At 61.6% G+C, this 21,617-nt stretch carries 19 protein-coding genes; 11 read left to right on the forward strand and 8 right to left on the reverse strand.

Translation table 11 applies throughout. The features are described from left to right. The first annotated feature begins 41 nt into the window (after positions 1-41). Positions 42-1,292, forward strand: a complete 1,251-nt coding sequence (locus tag C9F12_RS13840; RefSeq protein WP_205254696.1) for an allantoate amidohydrolase — start codon at positions 42-44, stop codon at positions 1,290-1,292. 48 nt (positions 1,293-1,340) lie between these two features. Here C9F12_RS13840 and C9F12_RS13845 read toward each other — a convergent pair whose 3' ends face one another. Next, entirely contained in the window at positions 1,341-2,090 is a 750-nt protein-coding gene (locus C9F12_RS13845; RefSeq protein WP_108133555.1) for a FadR/GntR family transcriptional regulator, read from the reverse strand. Positions 2,091-2,391: 301 nt separating this feature from the next. On the opposite strand from C9F12_RS13845, the gene C9F12_RS13850 reads away from it, so the two are divergent. Continuing rightward, entirely contained in the window at positions 2,392-4,644 is a 2,253-nt protein-coding gene (locus C9F12_RS13850) for an EAL domain-containing protein (protein WP_162816478.1), read from the forward strand. Between the two features lie 17 nt (positions 4,645-4,661). Here C9F12_RS13850 and C9F12_RS13855 read toward each other — a convergent pair whose 3' ends face one another. From C9F12_RS13855 to C9F12_RS13880, 6 genes are all read right to left on the reverse strand, one after another. After that, positions 4,662-5,405 carry an SDR family oxidoreductase gene (locus C9F12_RS13855; RefSeq protein WP_108449239.1) on the reverse strand — a complete coding sequence of 248 codons (744 nt, stop codon included), beginning with the start codon at positions 5,403-5,405 and terminating at the stop codon, positions 4,662-4,664. Between the two features lie 85 nt (positions 5,406-5,490). Further along, positions 5,491-6,453 carry an SMP-30/gluconolactonase/LRE family protein gene (locus tag C9F12_RS13860; RefSeq protein WP_108449240.1) on the reverse strand — a complete coding sequence of 321 codons (963 nt, stop codon included), beginning with the start codon at positions 6,451-6,453 and terminating at the stop codon, positions 5,491-5,493. 88 nt (positions 6,454-6,541) lie between these two features. Further along, the gene (gene dgoD, locus C9F12_RS13865) at positions 6,542-7,690 is read right to left on the reverse strand and encodes a galactonate dehydratase (RefSeq protein ID WP_108449241.1); all 1,149 of its coding nucleotides are present in this window, start codon (positions 7,688-7,690) and stop codon (positions 6,542-6,544) included. Between the two features lie 69 nt (positions 7,691-7,759). Beyond that, positions 7,760-8,575, reverse strand: a complete 816-nt coding sequence (locus tag C9F12_RS13870; RefSeq protein ID WP_108449242.1) for an FCD domain-containing protein — start codon at positions 8,573-8,575, stop codon at positions 7,760-7,762. A 343-nt stretch (positions 8,576-8,918) separates the two neighbouring features. Then, positions 8,919-9,278 carry a hypothetical protein gene (locus C9F12_RS13875; protein WP_108449243.1) on the reverse strand — a complete coding sequence of 120 codons (360 nt, stop codon included), beginning with the start codon at positions 9,276-9,278 and terminating at the stop codon, positions 8,919-8,921. Positions 9,279-9,281: 3 nt separating this feature from the next. Continuing rightward, entirely contained in the window at positions 9,282-9,653 is a 372-nt protein-coding gene (locus C9F12_RS13880; RefSeq protein ID WP_108449244.1) for a hypothetical protein, read from the reverse strand. Positions 9,654-10,082: 429 nt separating this feature from the next. Between C9F12_RS13880 and C9F12_RS13885 the strand changes: the two genes are divergently transcribed. From C9F12_RS13885 to C9F12_RS13915, 8 genes are all read left to right on the forward strand, one after another. Next, the gene (locus tag C9F12_RS13885; protein ID WP_240184254.1) at positions 10,083-11,030 is read left to right on the forward strand and encodes an Rpn family recombination-promoting nuclease/putative transposase; all 948 of its coding nucleotides are present in this window, start codon (positions 10,083-10,085) and stop codon (positions 11,028-11,030) included. Between the two features lie 388 nt (positions 11,031-11,418). Next, on the forward strand, positions 11,419-13,569 hold the full coding sequence (katE, locus tag C9F12_RS13890; RefSeq protein ID WP_108449245.1) for a catalase HPII: 2,151 nt from the start codon (positions 11,419-11,421) through the stop codon (positions 13,567-13,569). A 9-nt stretch (positions 13,570-13,578) separates the two neighbouring features. Then, positions 13,579-13,704 carry a hypothetical protein gene (locus tag C9F12_RS23045; RefSeq protein WP_275886759.1) on the forward strand — a complete coding sequence of 42 codons (126 nt, stop codon included), beginning with the start codon at positions 13,579-13,581 and terminating at the stop codon, positions 13,702-13,704. A 316-nt stretch (positions 13,705-14,020) separates the two neighbouring features. After that, positions 14,021-14,806: an IclR family transcriptional regulator gene (locus C9F12_RS13895; protein WP_071211132.1), complete on the forward strand. Its 786-nt coding sequence runs from the start codon at positions 14,021-14,023 to the stop codon at positions 14,804-14,806. A gap of 228 nt (positions 14,807-15,034) precedes the next feature. Further along, on the forward strand, positions 15,035-15,994 hold the full coding sequence (locus tag C9F12_RS13900) for a C-terminal binding protein (protein ID WP_108449246.1): 960 nt from the start codon (positions 15,035-15,037) through the stop codon (positions 15,992-15,994). A gap of 95 nt (positions 15,995-16,089) precedes the next feature. Further along, the gene (locus C9F12_RS13905) at positions 16,090-17,073 is read left to right on the forward strand and encodes a DctP family TRAP transporter solute-binding subunit (protein WP_071211131.1); all 984 of its coding nucleotides are present in this window, start codon (positions 16,090-16,092) and stop codon (positions 17,071-17,073) included. 92 nt (positions 17,074-17,165) lie between these two features. Beyond that, positions 17,166-17,660 carry a TRAP transporter small permease gene (locus tag C9F12_RS13910; RefSeq protein WP_045993609.1) on the forward strand — a complete coding sequence of 165 codons (495 nt, stop codon included), beginning with the start codon at positions 17,166-17,168 and terminating at the stop codon, positions 17,658-17,660. Between the two features lies 1 nt (position 17,661). Continuing rightward, a complete protein-coding gene (locus C9F12_RS13915) occupies positions 17,662-18,945 on the forward strand; it encodes a TRAP transporter large permease (RefSeq protein ID WP_108449248.1) in 1,284 nt (427 codons plus the stop codon). 77 nt (positions 18,946-19,022) lie between these two features. Here C9F12_RS13915 and C9F12_RS13920 read toward each other — a convergent pair whose 3' ends face one another. Next, positions 19,023-19,649, reverse strand: coding sequence for a hypothetical protein (locus tag C9F12_RS13920; RefSeq protein WP_108449249.1), 627 nt, complete (start codon positions 19,647-19,649; stop codon positions 19,023-19,025). A 382-nt stretch (positions 19,650-20,031) separates the two neighbouring features. Between C9F12_RS13920 and C9F12_RS13930 the strand changes: the two genes are divergently transcribed. Beyond that, positions 20,032-21,330, forward strand: coding sequence for a site-specific integrase (locus C9F12_RS13930; protein WP_108449250.1), 1,299 nt, complete (start codon positions 20,032-20,034; stop codon positions 21,328-21,330). Positions 21,331-21,617: the final 287 nt, after the last annotated feature.

A 21,617-nucleotide genomic window follows, 5' to 3' on the forward strand; every position in this document is an offset into this window, starting at 1 on the left:
TGGTTATTCCGGTGCCTGAAGGCACCCGATCTGGAGATATCATGACCGCTGACCACGAGACCATGACGCTCGGCGCACAACTGCTCGAGCGCCTCGACGAGGCTGCGTGTTTCTCGGAGCCTGGTGCCGGCGTGACCCGGCAGTTCTGCTCGCAGGAACACCGCCAGGTACTCGAACTTATCGCCGATTGGATGCGCCGGGCCGGACTTGAGCCCGAACTGGATGCCTCCGGGAATCTGGTTGGCCGATGCGACAAGGCGCGCGCCGGCGCGCGCACGCTGATCATGGGGTCACACCAGGACACCGTGGTCGAAGGTGGCAAGTATGACGGCATGCTCGGCGTAGCGCTGCCGCTGCTGGCGCTGGAGCGATTGAAGAAGGATGGGATCGAGCTCGACTACGGCGTCGAAGTGGTGGCCTTCGGTGATGAGGAGGGGACCCGTTTTCAGTCGACGCTGATCGGCAGTCGTGCCCTGGCCGGTACCTTCGATCCTGCCAGTCTGGAGGCCAGGGATGCCGATGGCATCAGCGTGGGCGAGGCGCTTCGGGCCTTTGGTGGTGATCCTGAGCAAATTCCGTCATTGGCCCGAGATCCTGACTCGGTGCTGGGCTTCGTCGAGGTCCACATCGAACAGGGGCCGGTACTTGAACGGCGCGATCACGCTCTCGGCGTGGTGACCTCCTTGACCGGGATCGAGCGTCACCGGCTGACGGTTGCCGGCAAGGCAGGCCACGCCGGCACCACGCCGATGCCGGGCCGTCGCGATGCGCTGGTGGGGGCTGCCGAGATGATCGCCGAGGTCGACCGCATCCTTAACGCCACCGAGGATTTTGTCGGGGTGGTGGGTAAGCTGGAGGTACGCCCCAACGCGGTCAACGTGATTCCTGCCGAGGTGGTGTTCACCCTCGAGCTGCGCTCTCCCCACGCCGAGGTTCGGCGTCGTGGTCGCGAGGACATTCTGGCCGCCTGCCGACAACTGGCACAGGCGCGCGAGTTGTCACTGACGGTGGAGACGACCTATGAGGCCGAAGCAGTGGCCTGCGCGGACTGGCTGATCGAGGCCTTGGGGGATGCCTGCCAACGGTGCGATGAGCCGGCTGATCTGCTGTTCAGCGGCGCCGGTCATGACGGTCTGGCGATGTGCGACCTGACCGGTATCGGCATGTTGTTCGTGCGTTGTACCGATGGCCTGAGTCACCATCCGGACGAAGCCATCACCGCCGCCGACGGTGAGGCGGCCACGCGTGTACTGATGCAGTTTCTCAAGGACCTGACTCCGAAAGCGCAATAGGCGTCGCCGAGGTGGGCAAGGCACTCGCACCTCCGCCTCTGATGGTCGTTAACCTTCGTTGAGAAAACCGCGCCGCACCTGCGCTTCGTTGTCGTGCATCACCGCCTGGGCTTCCAGCAGATGCTCGCGCATCAGGGTGCGGGCGCGTTCTCCGTCGCCGGCCTCGATGGCGTCGAGCAGCCAGGCGTGATATTGGCAGCCGGCGGGACCGATGTGATGGTCGCCGGGCTCGTACAGCCGCCGATAGACGGTAAGGTCTGACAGCACTTGGGCGGTGAAGCGGATGATGAAGGACAGCAAGGGGTTGCCGCCGGAAAGCTGCGCCAGTTGTTCATGGAAGTCCAGCGAGTCGATGTGCTGCTGGCGCTCGGCGTCCAGGTCACAGGCGGGCTCGGCGTAGCTCGCAAGTGACTGGCGCAGCCTGGCGATCTCTGAAGCCTCGACCTGCCCCGCCAGCGAGGCTACCAGCTCCGGCTCCAGCGCCAGGCGGATCTGGTAGATGTCGCGGATCGAGATGTCCTTGAAATAGAGATAGTGGCTGAGCAGCGAGATGGCGCGGGATTCGCTCATTTCCCGGATAAATACGCCGCCGCCGGGGCCGGTACGCGTCTCGACCAGCCCCTGGGCTTCCAGCACCCGGGTGCTTTCACGAACGGTGCCCTTGGAGGCGCCGAGGATCTCCATCAACTCCGCCTCACCGGGCAGGCGATCACCCGGTGACAGCTCGCGCTCAACGATCCAGCCCTTGATGGTCTCTGCCAATTGATAGGGTCGTCTGCGAGGTGTCGATCCGGTCATGTGGGTCTCTCGTCGGTGATGAAACCCCAGCATATCAGAGCTCATGACGGACTGGCCGCCACCTCGTCGGCCAGACTTGCCGCGACTGCGCGGGGCAAGACGGCAAAGATTTTGTGAATATTAGTTACATTTAGTAACAGTATGGCTATTCTAGAAGCCGAAGGGTGAAGTCTGTGCCTGAAGTGGCCTAAGCCGGCCAGGCCGCAGTGCCCGTGAGGGGGTTACGGGTGACTTTATCTGCCACTCTATGTACAGCGTTTGTGTGGTGGTGGCGCCATCGACAATCTGTGGAGGCCTTTCGATGTCCTTTCGTGCTCGGCTACTGCTGGTGATGCTGGTCCTGACCATCGGGATCCAGCTGGTCGTGTCATGGGCGGTACTCAGTGCGCTCAAGACGACCGCCATGGAGCAGGGCGAGAAGGAACTGGGCGTGGCCTCCGGCGTGGCGCAAGCCCTGCTCGATGGCTGGGGCCAGCAATTGCTGGACAGTGTGGATCTGCTGGTGGAAGATCCGCGTTTCCGCGAGGCCATCGACCCGCTCGACAGCGCGGTGCGAGTGGACGTGCTTGGCGAGTACGCGGAGCGCATGGGTGCCAATATGGTGAGCCTGCTCGATGATGAGGGCCGTGTGATGGTGTCGAGTCATCATGATACCGGGGCTACGGATGCTTTCCCTGACCTCCGGGATCAGGCGAGACGCACCGATGGGACCATCACCCTGTTCATTCATGATGGCGAGGCCTTTCAGCTTGTGCTGCATCCGGTGCGGGGGACGACGTCCGCGGGCTGGCTGGTCATGGGGTTTCGCCTCGACGAGGACATGGCAACGGCGCTGTCGGCGCTGATTCGCAGCGACACCCATTTCGAGGTACAGGTGGGTGAAGGTGAGGACGTAGGCCTTGTGGGGAGCGAGGGTCTGCGCCAAGCCTCGACGCTGTTCGAGGATGCAGAGGGGCGTATCCAGCTCGTGGTAGAACGTTCCTACGAGACTCTGCTGGCCGACTATCAGGCGATAAAGCGCCAGCTGGCGATCATCCTGGCGATCAGCCTGGCGCTGATGCTGGTGGCCGCCATCCTGATCGCTCGAGGCGTGAGTCTGCCGCTGTTGCGGCTGGTAGGGGCGGCCAAGAGTGTGGGGCGAGGGGAACCTCTGGATCTCGATCGGCTTCCCCGCCAGGGAGAATTTGGGCTGCTGTCCTCGACCATGCTGAAGATGCAGAACGACCTGGTGCGCCGGGAAGCCGACATTCGCAAGCGCTCACGCCAGGACCAGTTGACCGGGCTAGGCAATCGCCAATGCGCCAACGAGGATATCGAGGCTGCCATCGCCACCGGGCGTCCCTTTACCCTGCTGCGCCTGACCATCAACCATATGCGCCGGATCAACGACACCTTCGGCCATGACTTCGGTGATCAGGTACTGAGTACGCTGGCCGGACGCCTGGCGGATCTGCCGGCACCCAAGGCAGGGGCTTACCGTCTCAGTGGCGACGAATTCCTGCTGCTGCTGTCGGTGTCTCATCTCGACCCGCTGTGGCTTGAGGATACGCATCGTCGACTGACCCGGGCGATCCGTCTGGATGGGTCGCCGGTGACACTCGATTGCGCCATGGGCGAGGCGCGCTATCCGGAGCATGGCGGCGAGGCCAACCTGCTGCTGCGGCGGGCCGAAATCGCACTGGATCGAGCACGTCAGCTACGCCAGTCCTACCAGTGTTACCTGCACGGCCAGGACGAACGCCATCTGCGCCATCTGTCTCTGGTGCGCGATCTCCAGCACGCCGCCAGCAACGGTGAATTCTCGCTGCGTTATCAACCCCAGGTGTCGGCCCTGACAGGCCGGGCCCTCGGCATGGAGGCACTACTGCGTTGGGATCACCCCAGGCTCGGGCGCATCCCTCCGGATGAATTCATTGCCCTGGCCGAACGCTCGGGGCTGATCCACCAGCTGACCCAGTGGGTCATCGACACCGGCTGCCAGCAGCTGGCCAGGTGGAGCGAGGCAGGGCTCAATATGCGCCTCGGGGTGAATATCTCGGCCATGGACCTGCAGCAGCCAGGGTTGATCAAGCGGGTCGAGCGGGCGCTGGACCGCCATGGCCTGCGCGGTGAGCGTCTGTGCATCGAGCTCACCGAGAGCGCGCTGATGGAGTCGCCGGAGATGGGGGCGCGCAAGCTGCAGTCATTGCGCGCCATGGGGGTGGAGCTGGCCATCGATGACTATGGAACAGGCTATTCGTCGCTGGCCCAGCTCAAGCGTATGCCGGTCCAGGAGCTGAAGATCGACAAGTCTTTCGTCATGCAGCTGGTGAAGGGGTCCGAGGACGACGTCATCGTGTCCTCCACGATCGAGCTTGCTCACCACCTGGGGCTCAGCGTGGTCGCCGAGGGGGTGGAAGACCAGACGGTGGCTGACCACCTGGCGGAGCAAGGCTGCCATATGCTGCAGGGCTTCCTGATTTCACGACCAATGACCGACGAGGCCGCCACCGAGTGGCTGCGCAGTCGCGTCGGGGACGGCATCCGCGACGCCGCCAACGAAGAACTGCGCTGAGCCTTGACGACGCTGTTTCAGGCGAAGCCGCCGTTGGCGCGGATGACCTGGCCATTGATCCACTCGGCCTCGGGGCTTAGCAGGAAGGCGATCACCGCGGCGATGTCTCGCGGTTGGCCCAGTCGCTCCAGTGGTGGCATATGGGTGAACCTTTCGATCTGTTCCTCGGTCTTGCCCGAGCGGAACAGTTCGGTATCCACCGGTCCCGGCGCTACCGCGTTGACGGTGATCCGCCTGCCGCGCAACTCGCCGGCAAACACCCGGGTCAGCGACTCCACCGCAGCCTTGGTGGCGTTGTAGAGCCCGTAACCAGGCAGATTCAGCGCCAGCGCGCTGCTCGACAGGTTGACGATTCGGCCGCCATCTTCCAGTCGCGAGGCGGCTTCCCTCAGGGTGTTGAAGGTGCCGCGCGTGTTGGTCTCGAAGTGCGTGTCGTAGTCGTCGTCCGCCGCCTCGGCGATGGGCACCGCCTTGAGCACGCCGGCGTTGTTCACCAGCGCATCGACGCGACCGAAGTGCTGCATGGCAGTGTCGAAAAGCTGCGCCACTTCGTCGGTGCGTGAGATGTCTGCCTGAACGGCCAGCGCCGCGCCGCCCTGGGCCAGGATCTCCTCGACCAGGCCGTCGGCGACTTCGCGGTGATGGGCGTAGTTGATGATCACTGCATAGCCATCGTTGGCCAGACGCCGACTGATGTCGGCCCCGATACCGCGTGAGCCACCGGTGATGATGGCGGCCTTGGGAGAGTCGGATTCGCTCATGCTTCAGGCCTCTGGGGGTGCGTCGTAAACCTGGGGGCGCCGCCGCCGATGGACAAGCCTAAAGCGGAGGCATGTGAGCAGCGATTCAGCGCAGTGCGATCGGTGGATCATCGAGCCCACGTACGCCGGGAAGCGCTTCGCTCAGGTCGAACAGGAAGGTGGCGCCGTCCTGGCGGCCTTCCTTGTGTTCTCGCTGTCCTTCGGTGGCGGTGGTGATCAGCAGGGTGGTCAGCTCACGCCCGCCGAAGGCCGGGCAGGAGGGCTGGTCGGCGTTGACCCTGACATGACCGACCTCCTCGCCATCCGGCGTCAGCCGGGCAACCCGCCCTGAACCCCATAGCGCCAGCCACATGTAGCCATCGGCATCGATCACTGCGCCGTCCGGGTTTCCCGGGTCGTCGTTGAAGTCCGCCCAGGGTTCGGGCTCGGCCAATTGCTCGGGCCTTGCTGCTACCCCGTCCTGAAGGAAGGCGCCGCCATCCTGGCGCAACGGGAAGCCCTCGGCGTCGAGCGCCCAGCGCATGACTACCCCGGTGGCGGTGTCGGTGAAGTAGCCAAGGCGACCATCCGGCGAGAAGCACAGGGCATTGGGGATGGTAATGTCTTGCTTCAGGCAGAAGATCTCGCCGCGGTACAGGCGATAGAGGCTTCCGGCTGCGGCTTCGGCGGCCTTGCCCATGGTCGAGAACCACAGCCCGCCGTGGCGATCGATGCGCGCATCGTTGCTGCGCGTCACCGGGTTGTCAGCCTCCACCTCGCGCCAGGGTGACACGCCGCCGTGGGCGTGGTCGCGTTCCTTGAGGCCGTGTTCGGTGACCAGCAGATCATCACCGCTGGTCAAGGGGGCGGCGAAGGACACCAGCTCATCCAGCGCCTGGGACTGATGATCGCCGTCTTCGAGGCGGTAGCGATGTAAGCGGCGCCCGAGGATATCGAGCCAGCGAAACTCGCCACGCCGGGCGTCCCAGCTGGGGCCCTCGCCGAGTTCGCAGGGGGCCTCGACGATGGCGTGAGCCTCGCCAAGGCAGGGGGATGCGGAACGGGACATGACGTCTCCTCGAACTTGGCGGATGGCTCCTTGGGGCGCGCATCCACCAGTACTGTTGTCATTGTTCGGCAACGCGATCAGCCGTCGCTCACCACTCGGCGACGGAGCCGTCATCGTGCTGCCATACCGGGTTGCGCCAGCGGTGTCCGACCTTGGCGCGTTCCTCGACGAACGCCTCGTTGATCTCGACGCCCAGGCCTGGCCCTTCGGGAATGGCACAGAAGCCGTCCTCGATCGCCAGCGCGTTCTTGTCGACCAGATAGTCGAGCACGTCGTTGTCCTTGTTGTAGTGGATGCCCATGCTCTGTTCCTGGATAAAGGCATTGTGACATACCGCATCCAGCTGCAGCGACGCCGCCAGGGTCAGCGGGCCCAACGGGCAGTGGGGCGCCAGGGCCACGTCGTAGGCCGAGGCCAGGGTGGCGATCTTCAAGCCTTCACTGATGCCGCCGCAGTGAGACAGGTCCGGCTGGACGATATCGACCATGTTGTCGGCGAGCAGGTCACGGAAGGCGAAACGGGTGTGCAGGCGTTCGCCGGTGGCGATCGGGGTAGCCAGATCTTGGGCGATGGTCTTGAGCACCGGCAGGTGCTCGGGTGCCACCGGCTCCTCGATGAACATCAGGTGATAGGGCTCGAGCTCGCGCATCAGTGTCTTGGCCATGGGCCGATGGACACGGCCGTGGAAGTCCACCGCGATGCCCACATCGGGGCCGACGGCGTCGCGAGCCTCGGCGATGCGGGCGACCGCCTCGTCGATCTTGCGATGGCTGTCGACGATCTGCATCTCCGGCGTGCCGTTCATCTTGAAGGCGGTAAATCCCTGATCGGTCAGTGCCTTGGCGCCGGCACCCACGTCGGCGGGACGATCGCCGCCGGTCCAGGCGTACATGCGCATGCGATCACGCACCTTGCCGCCCAGCAGTTGATGCACCGGGACGCCGAGTTCGCGGCCCTTGAGGTCCCACAGCGCCTGGTCGATGCCGGCGATGGCGGACATCAGAATCGGGCCGCCGCGATAGAAGCCGGCCCGGTACATGACGTTCCACAGGTGCTCGATATTGCGCGGATCCTGGCCGATCAGGTAGTCCGACAGCTCGTGCACTGCGGCTTCCACGGTGGCGGCCCGGCCCTCGATGACCGGCTCGCCCCAACCGTAGACGCCCTCGTCGGTCTCGATCTTCAGAAAGCACCAGCGCGGCGGAACCTGCCAGGTCTTGAGTCGGGTGATCTTCATGGTCGATGCCTCTTGTGGGGGCCTGCTTGGCCCGATGTCGATGGGGTTGGGTGAAGCGGGCGGACGGGCTTAAAGGTGTCGCGACGCAGGTGTCGTGATGCCACTGGCCGGGAGCGTCTTGTCCAGGTCACGTGCGGTGCGCTCGAGCAGCAGTTCGGTGGCGCGGCGGGCCTGCTCTGGCTGCCTCAGGCGAATCGCCTCGAGTAGCTGGCGGTGGCGCTCCAGGCTATCGCTGAGTCCACGCGCATGGCCACCTGCTGCGTCGTCCGTGGGGCCGTCAGAGGAACTTCCGGCATGGCGCTGCGAGCGCTGGATCAGGGCCACGATGGAAGGTCTCAACAGCAGCCCCATCTGGCGCCAGACCAGGTTGTGGCTGGCGCGATAGATGGCGTCGTGAAAGGCTACATCGTGTTCGGCGTGGGCCAGTCTTTGCGAGGGCGCATCGGCGGTCTCGCGCATGCCGACGAAGGCGCGTTCGATGCGTGCCAGGTCTTCGCCGGAGGCGTTAAGCGCCGCCAGCTCGCCGATATAGGGCTCCGCTGCCAGGCGAAAGGCGAACACCGCCTCGACCAGTTGCGGGTGGGGCGCGTCCAGGCTGGCCATCCAGCCGCTCATCTGCGGATCCAGCAGATGCCAGTCGACGATATCGCGCACCACGGTGCCGCGACCTGCGGTGCGCTCGATCAGACCCGCCGCGCTGAGTTCGCCCAGGGCGTTACGCACCCGATTGCGGCTGGCCTCGAAGTGCTGGCACAGATCCAGCTCCCGAGGAAACAGATCCCCCGGCTGCCAGTGTCCCGACAGAATCGCCCGTGCCAGTACCTCGGCCAGCGCCGCGGCACCGCGACCCTCGGCGGGCCTCGGGAGTGAAGCGAGAGCGTCCATCCAAGTCTCCATAATGTTCGACGTTACTATAGTTAATGTCTGACATTTTAGGCAAGGCAGGAATGCCTCGAATGGGGTAGACCTTGGTGGAAGAATCGATAACGAGGTGCAGCGTCCCGTCTCGCGCTCGTTGGCGTCGTAGCTCGCTGATTCGTGAACATGTCGAGCCATGCAACATCGCCGTCGTCTTGGGCGAAGTTCTGCAGTAGATCTGGTGGGCGACGTGGTGTGACAAAAGTGCTGGAGAATGGATTGAAGCTGAGAAACATCGGGCCAGTCAGTGCCCGCCAGGTCGGCTTCCTCGTCGATGCAATGGTGGGGAGCATCGTCTGTCGGTTGTTGCCTAGGCGAGAGGAGGTCCTGTGGGCCTGACGAGTGTCAGCCTCGAGCGCGCTTTGATTTTCTGAATGTGCTCCTTCCTGGTTTGAAGTGATCGGCAAACGGATGCAGCATCGTCAGCACCAGCCACCAGTGCCTCGTTCAACAGTTCAGCCAGGGAGAGGTCGTGGCGGTTGGCCACATCGATCATGACGGCCAGGCGAGTATGGCCGATGCGCTTGAGGGCTTCCGGCGAGACGACAAGCAGGGCGCCAGACACTTGCTGACCGATGCTCCGCTTGAGCATGACAGGGTCAACATCGATCCGAGCCTTCTGACAGAACGACCACATGTAGCTGTGGATCTGCTCAACCATCTCCTGCATATGTCACCTCGAGAATAGTGAAACGACTTTATCCGTTGCCTCACCCTCGAGCGGCTCAGGCTCGTTGTAAGGGTACCTGGAGCCTTGGTCATGGTAGAGCGTGAAGGCTACTCCCGTCGGGGTCATATCCTCGAGCAGAGCCTGCCCCATGTCCTTTCTCGGCAGACCTGCTTGGTAGCTTTGAAGCAGGTTGATGAACAGGTCACTCAGTAAACGAGGGGGCAGGTTATCGATGGCCCAGGGCGTGAGCACATCCCCCATGACATCCAGGAAATAGTTGATCGACCGGTCCCTGCCGGCGAGGCCCCCTTGTACCTTGTGTTCGATAAAGGCAAGTCGAAGTGTGCGTTTAGCCCTTTCCAGTGGTGTATCCATGGTCTTGTAGTTCCTTTTCTTCTCATTAAATGTTGGCTGGACCATGACTGCCAGGATTTCTACGCGGATACGCGGGCGCGGTGCCGGCAGGAAATGGTGTATCGATACCCTGGTGGCATTCAGAGAGGGAGTGCCTTTGGTTGTAGTCTATCCAGAACGATATCCCTGCGTTGAGCGATTTGACCTGAGTTTGACGAGGATCGTTAGATGGGGTGACCGATGCCTGAAGGGTGTTAACGCCATTTGCCACAAGACTTTCTGAAATGCCAGGGAAAGGAGCCTTAAAGCCGTTTCCTTTCAGCATGTATTTTGACAACTCCACTTAGATTGCTCCGTACGTATCACTTTTTTGGCTGGTCTTTGCCGAGATCTTCTCGTGCGCTGGAGCTCTCGAGGGGCCCACGTCATTGTCTGGTTCAGGATGCATAAATGGACCAGCCTGCCATGCGTGATAGACACGATCAGAGCTACAAGCTGCTGTTCAGTGAGCCCAAGGTGATACGTGACCTCTTGACGGGGTTCGTCGAAGGGGAGTGGGTCGAGCGGCTGGACCTGGACAGCCTGGAGAAGGTCAGCGGCGGTTTCGTGACGGATGATCTTCGCGACCGCGAAGGTGACGTGATCTGGCGGGTGCATTCTGGTGATGATTGGCTGTACCTTTATCTGCTGATCGAGTTTCAGAGCAGCGTCGATCCCTTCATGGCGCTGCGCATCATGACCTACGTGGGGCTGCTGTATCAGGACCTGGTGAAGCAGAGAAAGTTGGCCAGCGAGCGCAGCTTGCCGCCGGTACTGCCTATCGTCCTCTACAATGGAGAAAGGCGCTGGAGCGCAGCGCAGGAACTGTCCGAACTGGTTCATCCCGCAGCGACGGAGCTGGCTCGCTACCAACCCTCGCAGTCCTATCTGCTGCTGGATGAAGGTGCAATCGTCGCCGACGAGCGCTGGCCTACGGACACCCGCAACCTGGTTGCCGCTATCTTTCGGCTGGAGTATCACCACAGCCAACAGGACGTGATCGACACCATCGGCCAGTTGGTGGAGTGGTTGAAATCACCCGGGCAGGCTCGGCTGCGGCGCCACTTCGCGACATGGATCAAGCGCGTCCTGCTGCCCAACTGGGTGCCGGGCGGGAAGGACGACCACGAGCAGTGGCAGGCGCTCAATGACCTTGAGGAGGTACACACCATGCTGTCGGAACGTGCCAAACGATGGCCTGAACAGTGGAAGCAGAAGGGACTCGACGAAGGGCGCCTGGAAGGGCGTCTGGAAACCGCGCGTAACCTGCTTGCGCGCACCGCCATGGATGACCGCGAAATCGCAGAGATCTGCGGACTCGACCTTGAGCAGGTGGCGGAGCTGAGAAGAAAGGAGTGAGCTGAGTCGGCCCGACTCGCAAGATGGATGTGTGTGCCAAGCTGCCGCATCGCTCGATGGCCCGGGTGGCGGTGCGGCCGAGCGCGAGACGCCTTCTCGATTTAGGGTTGCGCATCACGTAAGGCAATGTAATGCAGGTGTGCGTATGTAAGAGTCTAACTTTTGTTAACTCTATGTATAAGGTTTAACTTGCTGATATAGAAGAGGTGTTTCGTTTCTTTGCATAAGAGGGTGCTTCGATGGAGGTTTGAGAGTTGTAGATCTCTTGCCTATAAGGGAATGGCTTGTTTGGCGGTGTGACTGGTAGTTGGCGCCGACCGGACCGATGACGGCCCACGCCTGGTGGCGTGGAAGGCTCATTTCCCGAGCAAACAACGGAGTGTTTGTCATGGCGAAGAATCCGTACACCCAACCGAATCGAGACGAGGCTCATGACACTGAGCGTTGTACCGACGCCAACAGCAAGTCCGACAATCTCGAGACCTACCGCAGTGATGCGACCGGGCATGACCTGCGTACCAACCAGGGCACCCGGATCGCGGACAACCACAATTCGCTGAAGGCCGGCGAGCGCGGCCCGACGCTGATGGAAGACTTCATCTTCCGCGAGAAGATGAATCACTTCGATCACGAGCGCATTCCCGAGCGTATCGTCCATGCCCGCGGTGCGGCGGCTCACGGCTACTTTCAGCCCTATGAGGCGGCGGCAAGGTACTCAAAGGCGGGACTGTTTCAGGATACCGGCAAGAAGACGCCGGTATTCGTGCGCTTTTCCACCGTGCAGGGCGGCCGCGGCTCCAATGACACCGTGCGCGACGTGCGCGGCTTTGCCACCAAGTTCTACACCGATGAGGGTAACTGGGACCTGGTGGGCAACAACATGCCGGTGTTCTTCATTCAGGACGCGATGAAGTTTCCCGACCTCGTGCACGCGGTGAAGCCCGAGCCCCACAACGAGATTCCCCAGGGGCAGTCGGCCCACGACACCTTCTGGGATTTCGTCTCGCTGATGCCCGAGAGCGCCCATATGGTGCTGTGGACCATGTCCGACCGGGCCTTCCCGCGGCACTACCGCTATATGGAAGGCTTTGGCGTCCACACCTTCCGGCTGATCGATCGACAAGGCAAGGCCCGCTTCGTCAAGTTCCACTGGAAGCCGCTGGCGGGCACCCACTCGCTGATCTGGGACGAGGCCCAGAAGCTGTGGGGGCGTGATCCGGACTTCAACCGCCGCGAGATGTGGGGCGACATCGAGAATGGCGATGCCCTGGAATGGGAGCTCGGCATTCAGGTGGTCGAGGAAGAAGACGAGCATGCCTTCGACTTCGATATCCTCGATCCGACCAAGCTGATTCCCGAGGAGCAGGTGCCGGTGACTCCCATCGGCAAGATGGTGCTGGATCGCAACCCGGACAACTATTTTGCCGAGACCGAGCAGGTCGCCTTCAACCCCGGCAATGTGGTACCCGGCATCGACTTCAGCAACGATCCGCTGCTTCAGGGGCGCCTGTTCTCGTATCTGGATACCCAGATGCTGCGCCTGGGTGGCCCGAACTTCCATGAGATCCCGATCAACCAGCCGGTGTGCCCGTTCCACAATCACCAGCGCGACGCCCCGCACCGTCAGACCATCAACAAGGGCCAGGTTTCCTACGAGCCCAACTCGATCGAGGATGGCTGGCCCCGAGAGACCCCGCCGGCGGAAGAAAACGGCGGTTTCGAGAGCTATCAGGAGCGCATCGATGCTCACAAGGTCAGGGCGCGCAGTGAGTCCTTCGGCGACCACTACTCCCAGGCCAGGTTGTTCTGGCATAGCCAGAGTGACGTCGAGAAAGAGCACATCATCGCCGCTTACGCCTTCGAGTTGTCCAAGGTCGAGCGTCCGTGGATCCGTGAGCGGGTGATCAAGGAGATCCTGCCCAATATCGACATGGAGCTCGCGCGCCGAGTAGGCGAGGTGCATGGTGTCAAGCCGCCGGAGCATCCACCGGCACCCTCGGAAGAGTTGGGCACCACGTCGCTGGACGCCTCCTCGGCGCTTAGTTTGATGCATCGCGGTCAGCCGGATATTCGCTATCGCAAGGTGGCGATCCTGGCCGCCGACGGGGTCGACGGTGATCAGGTGGAAGCACTGCAGAAGCGCCTTGAAGCCGAGGGGGCCCAGGGGCTCATCATCGCGCCGTCGATGGCGCCGGTGGCGACCGTTCAAGGCGGCACCCTGACCCCGGATGCCATGCTTAACGGTCTGCCGTCGGTGACTCTGGACGCCGTGGCGGTGGCCCCTGGCGATGACAGTGTCAAGGCGCTGGCGGGTTCCGGCCTGGGGCTTTACTACGTGCAGGAGGCCTACAAGCACCTCAAGCCGATCGCTGCACTCGGCGACGGTGCCAATGTGCTGCAGGCGGCTGGCATCGAGGTGCCGGAAGACGGTGTGTTCTCGGCGCAGACCGTGGACGATCTCTACGCCGATTTCCAGGAGGCGATTCGTGGTCACCGGGTCTGGTCGCGCGACGCCAAGGCCAACGACATGCCGGCCTGAGGTCCGGCGATGGCAGACCCCTTTGAACAGGCGGTCAGCACAGCAGCCCCCGAGGAGACTCGGGGGCTTTTTTTGCCGTCGACTCCGCTCAAGCGCACCACTGGTGACCCTGAGTTCAAGCATCAGCCGGTGTAAGCGTCACCTGGATGAAAGGTGTAGGAGTAAAGACGGTTCCCTCAAGCTAAATAAATTGCCTGAAGTGCGCATCATTGCCCGAGCTGATATCGACCTTGGTTGAGTCATCAGGAGATGTCTTGCAAGAGATGTCGGCGATTTCGTACTGATCGGTGAGACGTTGTTTTTTCTGCTACCGCCACTTTCACGAAGTTGGCGGTTTTTTGTTGCTGTTTCCGTTAGTTACTTATTCAAGTGACTCACTATGTGGTGGATTGGTTGACTATTTGACCGTGTATGGGGCCTTGCCTTGAATGGGATGAATCAAGGAGGCGCCATGGATGAACTGATTCCCCCAAAAGACCGCTCCGGCACCCAGACCCTGAGTCGAGGGCTCGAAGTGCTGCAGTGCGTCGGGCGTGGTATTTCCACGATCAAGGCGCTGTCCCAGGCGATGCAGCTCCCCCGCAGTACGGTGGCCCGTTCCCTGTCCTGCCTGGTCAGAGACGGCTACCTGCACAAGGTGCCCTACAAGGGTTACTACCTCGGGGCGAAGTTGATCGAGCTGGGTGAACGGGCGGCGGAGCAGCAGCCCCTGGTCGATATTGCCAGGCCGTACCTGGAGGCGCTGGCCGAACAGACGCGGGATACCGTGCACTTCGGGGTGCTCGACGGTGGTGATGTGCTCTACCTGTGCAAGTTGCCGGGCAAGCGGACTCTTGAGATGCGCTCGCGCACCGGAGGGCGCATGCCGGCGCTGGCCACTGCCCTGGGCAAGGCAATGCTGGCATCGAAGGATCCCTCCAGCTGGCCCGCCTACTATGCCGCCGTGCAGCGGGTAGCCAGGCCTCGCGAGGATGCTCCTGCACTCAAGTCATTCGCGGAGGTCCGTCGCGATCTGAAGGAAGCCGACGTGCGCGGCTGGAGCTTCGACTGGGAAGAAAACGAGTACGGCATCCGCTGTGTCTCGGCACCGGTCAAGAATCATGTCGATAACGCCGTGGCCGCCGTCAGTGTCACCAGTGTCATCAGCTTTATGCCGAGAGACCGCATGGCAGCCTTGGGCCCCCAGGTCAAACGCACCGCCGACACCATCTCGCGGGCCCTTCGTGGTGAAAGTTAGCAAGCAGCATCGCGTCCATGCGCGGTCGCGCGTGGCGCTCTGTACCTGGCAGCCACCGCCCACGCTGGAGCGTGAGATGGACGTATTGGTCGATACCGGCCCCTGCAGCGCCGGGGATGACATGAATGGACCACCGATGATGCTGGCATCACCTGTCTCTGACGATGTCAGAGAGGCCGTTCCGCCTGCGGACAGTGGTTGCCTGGGATCTTGAAAAGGACACCTGCCATGAACATTGTCTTCTCCGATCTGGATCACGCCGATCATGACATCGAGCAGGACATCCTGGCTTCCGCCGGATTCGACGCACCGATGCTGGCCTGTCGCAGCGAGCAGGATCTGGTCGATCAGCTTACTGACGTGGACATCGCGCTCAACCAGTACGCCCCCTTCACCCGTCGGGTGCTCGAGGCACTGCCACGACTCAAGCTGATCGTGCGCTACGGTGTCGGCGTCAATAACGTGGACCTCGAGGCGGCTACCGACGCCGGGGTGCAGGTATGCAACGTACCTGACTACGGCATGAACGAGGTCTCCGACCATGCCCTGGCGCTGACGCTGGCGCTCACGCGCAAGCTGGTGCCGATGAACCTTGCCTGTCACCAGGGTCGCTGGGACTACGTCGAGGCCATTCCATTGCGGCGGCAGTCGACTCAGACGGTGGGTCTGATCGGCCTGGGGCGGATTGGTCGACTGTACGCTCGGAAAGTCAACGCCCTCGGTTTCCGCGTCATCGGCTACGACGCCTTCTACCGCCCCAGTGCCGAGGATGGCACCGACTATATCGAAGCCGTCGAACTTGATTCGCTCTACGGCCGGGCCGACGTGGTGGCGGTGTTCTGCCCGCTGACGGAGGATATCCGTCACCTGATCGACGCAGGGGCACTGGCCGCGATGAAGCCCGGGGGCTTTCTGGTCAACACCTCACGAGGCGGGATCATCGACGAGGTGGCACTGGCCGAGGCGCTCGCCTCCGGTCACGTCGCCGGGGCAGGACTCGACACCACCGAACGGGAGCCGCTGGAACCCGATAGCCCGTTGTGGGCCCAGCCACGCTGTCTGATCACACCGCACATGGCCTGGTATTCCGAGGACGCGGCTGCCGAGCTCAAGCGCAAGGTGGCCGAGGAGGCGGTGCGTTTTGCCAGAGGGGAGGCGGTGTACTGGGCCGTCAATCGGCTCGCGTGACGAACCCTCGAGAAGCGGATGCAGGATCGCTGTGACGACGGGCGCCTTGGTGCCCGTGCTCTTCAATGCCAACAACGCCAATAAAGGAAGACCTCATGCCAAGACTCTCCAGAATGAAGCTGTCCCTGATCGCCGCGGCACTGGCGATGACCCCGGCGCTGTCTCAGGCCGAAACGCTGCGCATGTCCAGCGTGACCTCGACCTCGGCCAAGGACGCCAGTGTCGAGTTCAAGCGCCTGGTTGAAGAGCGGACCGACGGCGAGCTCGAGATCACGCTGTTCCCGGATAACCAGCTAGGCGATGACAGGGTGGTGGTGGAAAGCACCATCTTCGGTGATATCGACATCGGTATCTCCTCGACCAGTCCGATGGCCACGCTGTTTGCGGACCTGTACGTGTTCGATGCTCCCTTCCTGTTCCTGTCGACGGAGGCCACCTACAGCGCCCTGGACGGCGAGGTCGGCGACAAGCTCCTCGAGTCGCTGGAAAGCAAGGGCCTCAAGGGGCTGGCGTTCTGGGAGAACGGCTTTCGCAACTTCACCGACAGCGGCAAGGTGGTGGCCGAGCCGGCAGATCTGGACGGCATGAAGGTGCGGACCATGGAGAATGAGGTCCATCTGGCGGCCTGGCGCGCCTACGGTGCGAATCCGACACCGATGGCCTTCACCGAGCTGTTTACCGCGCTGCAGCAGGGGACCGTGGACGCCCAGGAAAACCCGCTGGGCATCATCGACGGCAATCGCTTCCAGGAAGTGCAGGACCATGTGTCGCTGACCCAGCACGTCTATACGCCCTACCTGGTGTTCATGAACCTCGACAGGTACAACGCCCTCGACGACTCCCTGCGTGAGGCACTCGACGCCACCATCGATGAGATGACGACGTACCAGCGCGAGCGCTCCCAGCAGCTGGAAGGCGAGATCCTCGACAAGTTTGCCGATCAGGGGGTGACGGTGACCGAGATTACCCCGGAGCAGAAGGAGCTGTGGCGTGATGCCGCCGTCGAGGCCGACATCTATTCGCTGGTCAAATCGAAGATGGAGCATCCCGAGTACCTCGACGAGCTGTTGAAGCCATGACCCGATGAGGCCAGAAGGCGCCCGCCGCACGCGGGCGCTTCGCTGTAGCCTTGCCGACTTCTGTCATCACCCCGCTGCCAGGGAGAGAGCGGATGAAACTTGTGAGATGGCTCGATGAATACGCGGAGATCTCGATCTGCGTGGCGCTGATGTCCGCGATGACGTTATTGCTCGCGGTGCAGGTGTTCATGCGATACATCATGGGCGCGTCGCTGTCCTGGTCCGAGGAGCTCGCGCGCTACTTCTTTATCTGGTTGATTTATCTTGGGATCAGCTACGGCGCCCGGGAAATGCGGCATATCAAGATCGACGCGGCACTCAAGCTGTTCCCGCGCTCGGCGCGTCATTGGGTGGTCATCCTGGGGGATCTGCTGTTTCTGGCCTTCGCGCTTTATGTGGTCTGGACCAGCTGGGCGGTCATTGAGCGTCAGCTGATGCTCGGCCAGGCCTCCCCGGCCATCGGTGTTCCCATGTGGGTGGTCTACGCGGCGCCTTTCGTCGGCTTTGCGCTGACCACTCTGCGCCAGGTCCAGAGCATTCGCTGGCGGCTTGCGCATCCCGACGCCGTACACGACAAGGAGGTGTGAGATGACCGCGACGGTATTGTTCGTGAGCCTGGTCGTATTGTTGATCCTGAACGTCCCTGTGGGCATCGCCATCGGTCTGTCCTGTGTGGTGACCATCCTGTCCTTCGGCACCCTGTCCGAGCTCTATGTGGCCCAGACCCTGGTGTCGGCCACCGATAGCTTTCCGATCATGGCCATACCGCTATTTATTCTGGCCGGCGACCTGATGGGGGCCGGCGGTGTGTCGCGGCGGATTCTCGGGGTGGCCTCGGCCTTCTTTGGTCGCTTCACCGGGGGGCTTGCCATCGTCACCGTGGTGGTGTGCATGTTCTTTGCCGCGGTATCGGGCTCGGGCCCGGCCACGGTTGCAGCGGTGGGGTCCATGGTGGTGCCGACCATGCTCGAGGCCGGCTACTCGAAGTCCTTCGTGCTGGCGCTGGTGGCGGCGGCCGGCAGTATCGGCGTGATCATTCCGCCTTCAATCCCGATGGTGCTGTACGGGGTCTCCACCGGCACCTCGATCTCCAACATGTTCCTTGGCGGTGTCCTGCCGGGGCTGTTGATTGGTCTGGTGCTGATCACCTACGCCTACTTCTATTCCCGCAAGATGGGCTGGAAGGGCGATGATACCCCCTTCGATGGGCGCAGGACCCTGTGCCTGGTGTGGGAGGCCAAGTGGGCGCTGCTCAATCCGGTGATCATCCTGGGGGGCATCTACGCGGGCATCTTCACTCCCACCGAGGCGGCGGCAGTGGCGGCGGTGTACGCCTTTGTCTGTGGGGTGTTCATCCATCGCGAGCTGTCGCCCCGGGATATCTTCAAGACCATCGCAGGGTCCTGCGCCACCACCGGCACGGTGATGGTGATCCTGGGCTGCGCCTCGACTTTTGCCCGTATCCTGACCATCGAGCAGATCCCGGTGGCAATCGCCGACTTCATGCTGCAGTTCTCGTCGAGCCCTGCGGTGTTGCTGCTGGTCATCCTGGTAATGCTGCTGCTGGTGGGCTGCGTCATGGATACCACACCGGCGATTCTGGTGCTGTCACCGATTCTCTATCCGGTGGCGACCTCCATGGGTATCGATCCAGTGCACTTCGGCATCGTCATGGTGGTCAGCCTGGCCATCGGCTTCATTACGCCGCCGCTGGGGATCAACCTGTTCGTGGCCTCGCGCATCGGCAATGCCTCGCTTGGCACCGTGATCAAGGGCATTGTGCCCTTCGTGATCGTGATGATCCTGACCTTGCTGGTGATCGCCTACGTACCGCAGCTGTCGCTGGTATTGCTGTCGGTGTTCAGCGGCTAGCCGCCGCTTGGGGGAGGCGAAGGAGCAGCCTTGCCCTGGGCCATCGTCAGGCCCAGGGCAAGGTGCTGCCTGGAACCTCAGCGGTCCAGATAGTTGCGATAGATGCGCGCCATGCGCTTGCGGTCGCGGTAGCCCCTGAGTTGTTGCGTTTCCAGATGGTGGGGACGCGCCTGGCCGTCGTCATCGAACACAAAGGAGCGGCTGGCCCCCATGATGCCGGGGGCGGAGCTATAGATGTACAGCACCAGCAACTCGAGCACGTAGTCGCTGTCTTCGCCCTGACACAGGGTATTGTCTTCGTCCTCGATGTCGGCGGCGCGTGCCCGGCGCACCAGACTATCGATTTCGCCGGCATCCAGGTGGGCGTTAGATGGCAGCGGACCCTGCAGCGTACCCCTGGAGATGGAGGTGGGGGTGTTGCCGTTTTCGTCGGTATCCACCTCCGACACGGTGCAGCGGCGTATTCCGCACTTCTCGTGCAGCCACACCTGGACGGTCTCGATATGGATGCCCTCAGCGCTCATGTTGCTGATCAGGCAGCGGCCCTGGGTGGACAAGCCCATCACCTGATTGATGACCACCTTGGGGCGCCGCTGGCGACGGAAGCCGGCGTAGAGCAACTGAGCGTAGAAGATCCAGACCGCCAAGGTGCCGAGGCTGGTCATGAATTGCAGAAAGGTACCGTGGCTGGAGATCCATTCCATGGGAGAGGTCCTTGTGGCAAAGAGGGGGAGTGAGATCGAGTCCATGATCTCCACGTACGACGCTGCCTTTATTGTGCAGGGCCGAGCATCTAGAAAGAGTGGGTCAGCGGTGACGGACTTGCAAGACGTGGGGAGGTGAAGGGGGGCGTGCAACGAAAAACGGCCACCGCTCTGATGAGCTAAGTGGCCGTCTTTACTAAATTCTTGGTCGGAGTAGCAGGATTCGAACCTACGACCTCTGCCTCCCGAAGGCAGCGCTCTACCAAGCTGAGCTATACTCATTCTCTTGAGAAACAATAGGTTATATAGAGTCATAAGGCGTGCATATACCTCGAAATCGTGTCTGCTGACACCTAATTGACACCTAGTTTTCGGGGTAGGTATGGGTAAGGTTATTGTACGAATAACCAGGCGACTTTTGGAAAGCACAAGGGCGAACGGCGACCTTTGGGATAGTGACATCGCGGGCTTTCATGCTCGAATCGGCACAAGAGCGACAACCTTCCGTATCGCCTACAAGACCATGGCGGGCAAGAGGCGGGTACTGTCCTTGGGTCGGTACGGGGTGCTTTCCGTGGAAGAGGCACGACAGGCTGCCAAGGAAGTGCTTGCCACGGTGATCCAAGGTCACGATCCGAGACAGATAGAGCACGAAGCCAGACAAGAGGCAAAGGAAGTCTTTACCACGCTTGGCGAGTACCTGAACGGTCCCTATACGGTCTATCAGAACCGGCGGAAGGATGGACGAGGCACGCTTAACCGAATCAGGAATGACTTCTCTACGTGGCTGTCCCTGCCCATGGTAGAGCTGTCCAGCGTGCGCGTAGAGACGTGGCAGGCGAATGAGGAAGCCAAAGCCAAGCCTAGGGTCTACTCATCTCTGAAGCGTTCCTACGGCGCTCTCTTAGCTCTTCTGAACCATGCTGTCAATAGACAGGTTATCCCCCATAACCCGCTGAAGGGCATAAAGCTTCAGAAGCCTGCTCTGAAGGAAGATGATTTCATCAGTTGTGCCGTCAGGCGGTATCTTGAAGATGCCGAGGTCACAGCGCTGTTCTTCGGGCTGGATAGGTACCAAGACAAGAGACGACAGGAAAGACGCAGTAGCAGGGCTCACGGCAAGCCCTACCTTCCCTGCCTTGATGATGTGGCCTACGTGGACCATGTGAAGCCCTTCGTCCTGACCATGTTCTATACGGGCTTTCGCCCCGGTGACTTGTTTGGTCTTCGCTGGGAGCACGTCAATCTTCAGTTCAAGACCATTCGCAAGGTCATCGAGAAGACGGCACATCATAATCCTCAGCCTCAGACCTTCCCCTTGTCGTCCATGGTCCTTCAGGTACTGACGACTTGGCATCAACAGCTTGGGAAGCCTTCGATGGGATACGTTTTCACTTCACCTGTCACGGGGGGAAGGCTGGCATCTACTGCCATGCGCAAGCCATGGAATACGATAAGGGCATTGGGTGGTCTCGCCCCTCACCTTGCGCTCTATACACTCCGGCACAACTTCGCTTCTCAATTGGTCATGGCGGGGGTTGATCTGCTGACGGTTAGCCGCTTGATGGGACACTCCAACATTGAAACCACGATCAAGCACTACGCGCACATGAAGCCCGATCATCAACGTGATGCCGTCGAGAAGATGGGTGAGTCTGAAGAACTAAGGAAGGCTGTCTGATATGCAATCTAAGAAAGGAACCAACTACATGAAATTCTTCATCGACCATCTCGCCAATCAGCTCTTTCATGACATCGAGTGGAGAATGGACAACAGTCAGTCTCATGAAGAGTGCATGATATGGTCCAAGAGACTGAATGAATTTGAATCGTTGCTAGGCAAGATGAGCAGGGGAGGCGAGGTGTAGCAATATGCCCCTGTAAAGCCCTGAGAGCCCCTGTAAGCGACGTTGGCTGTGTGGTTAATACAACCCCATGGGTAATGTCCTGTGATCGCTTATATGGGCT

This window comes from Halomonas sp. BN3-1 (genome assembly GCF_003056325.1).
In the GTDB taxonomy this organism is placed as follows: Bacteria; Pseudomonadota; Gammaproteobacteria; order Pseudomonadales; family Halomonadaceae; genus Halomonas; species Halomonas litopenaei.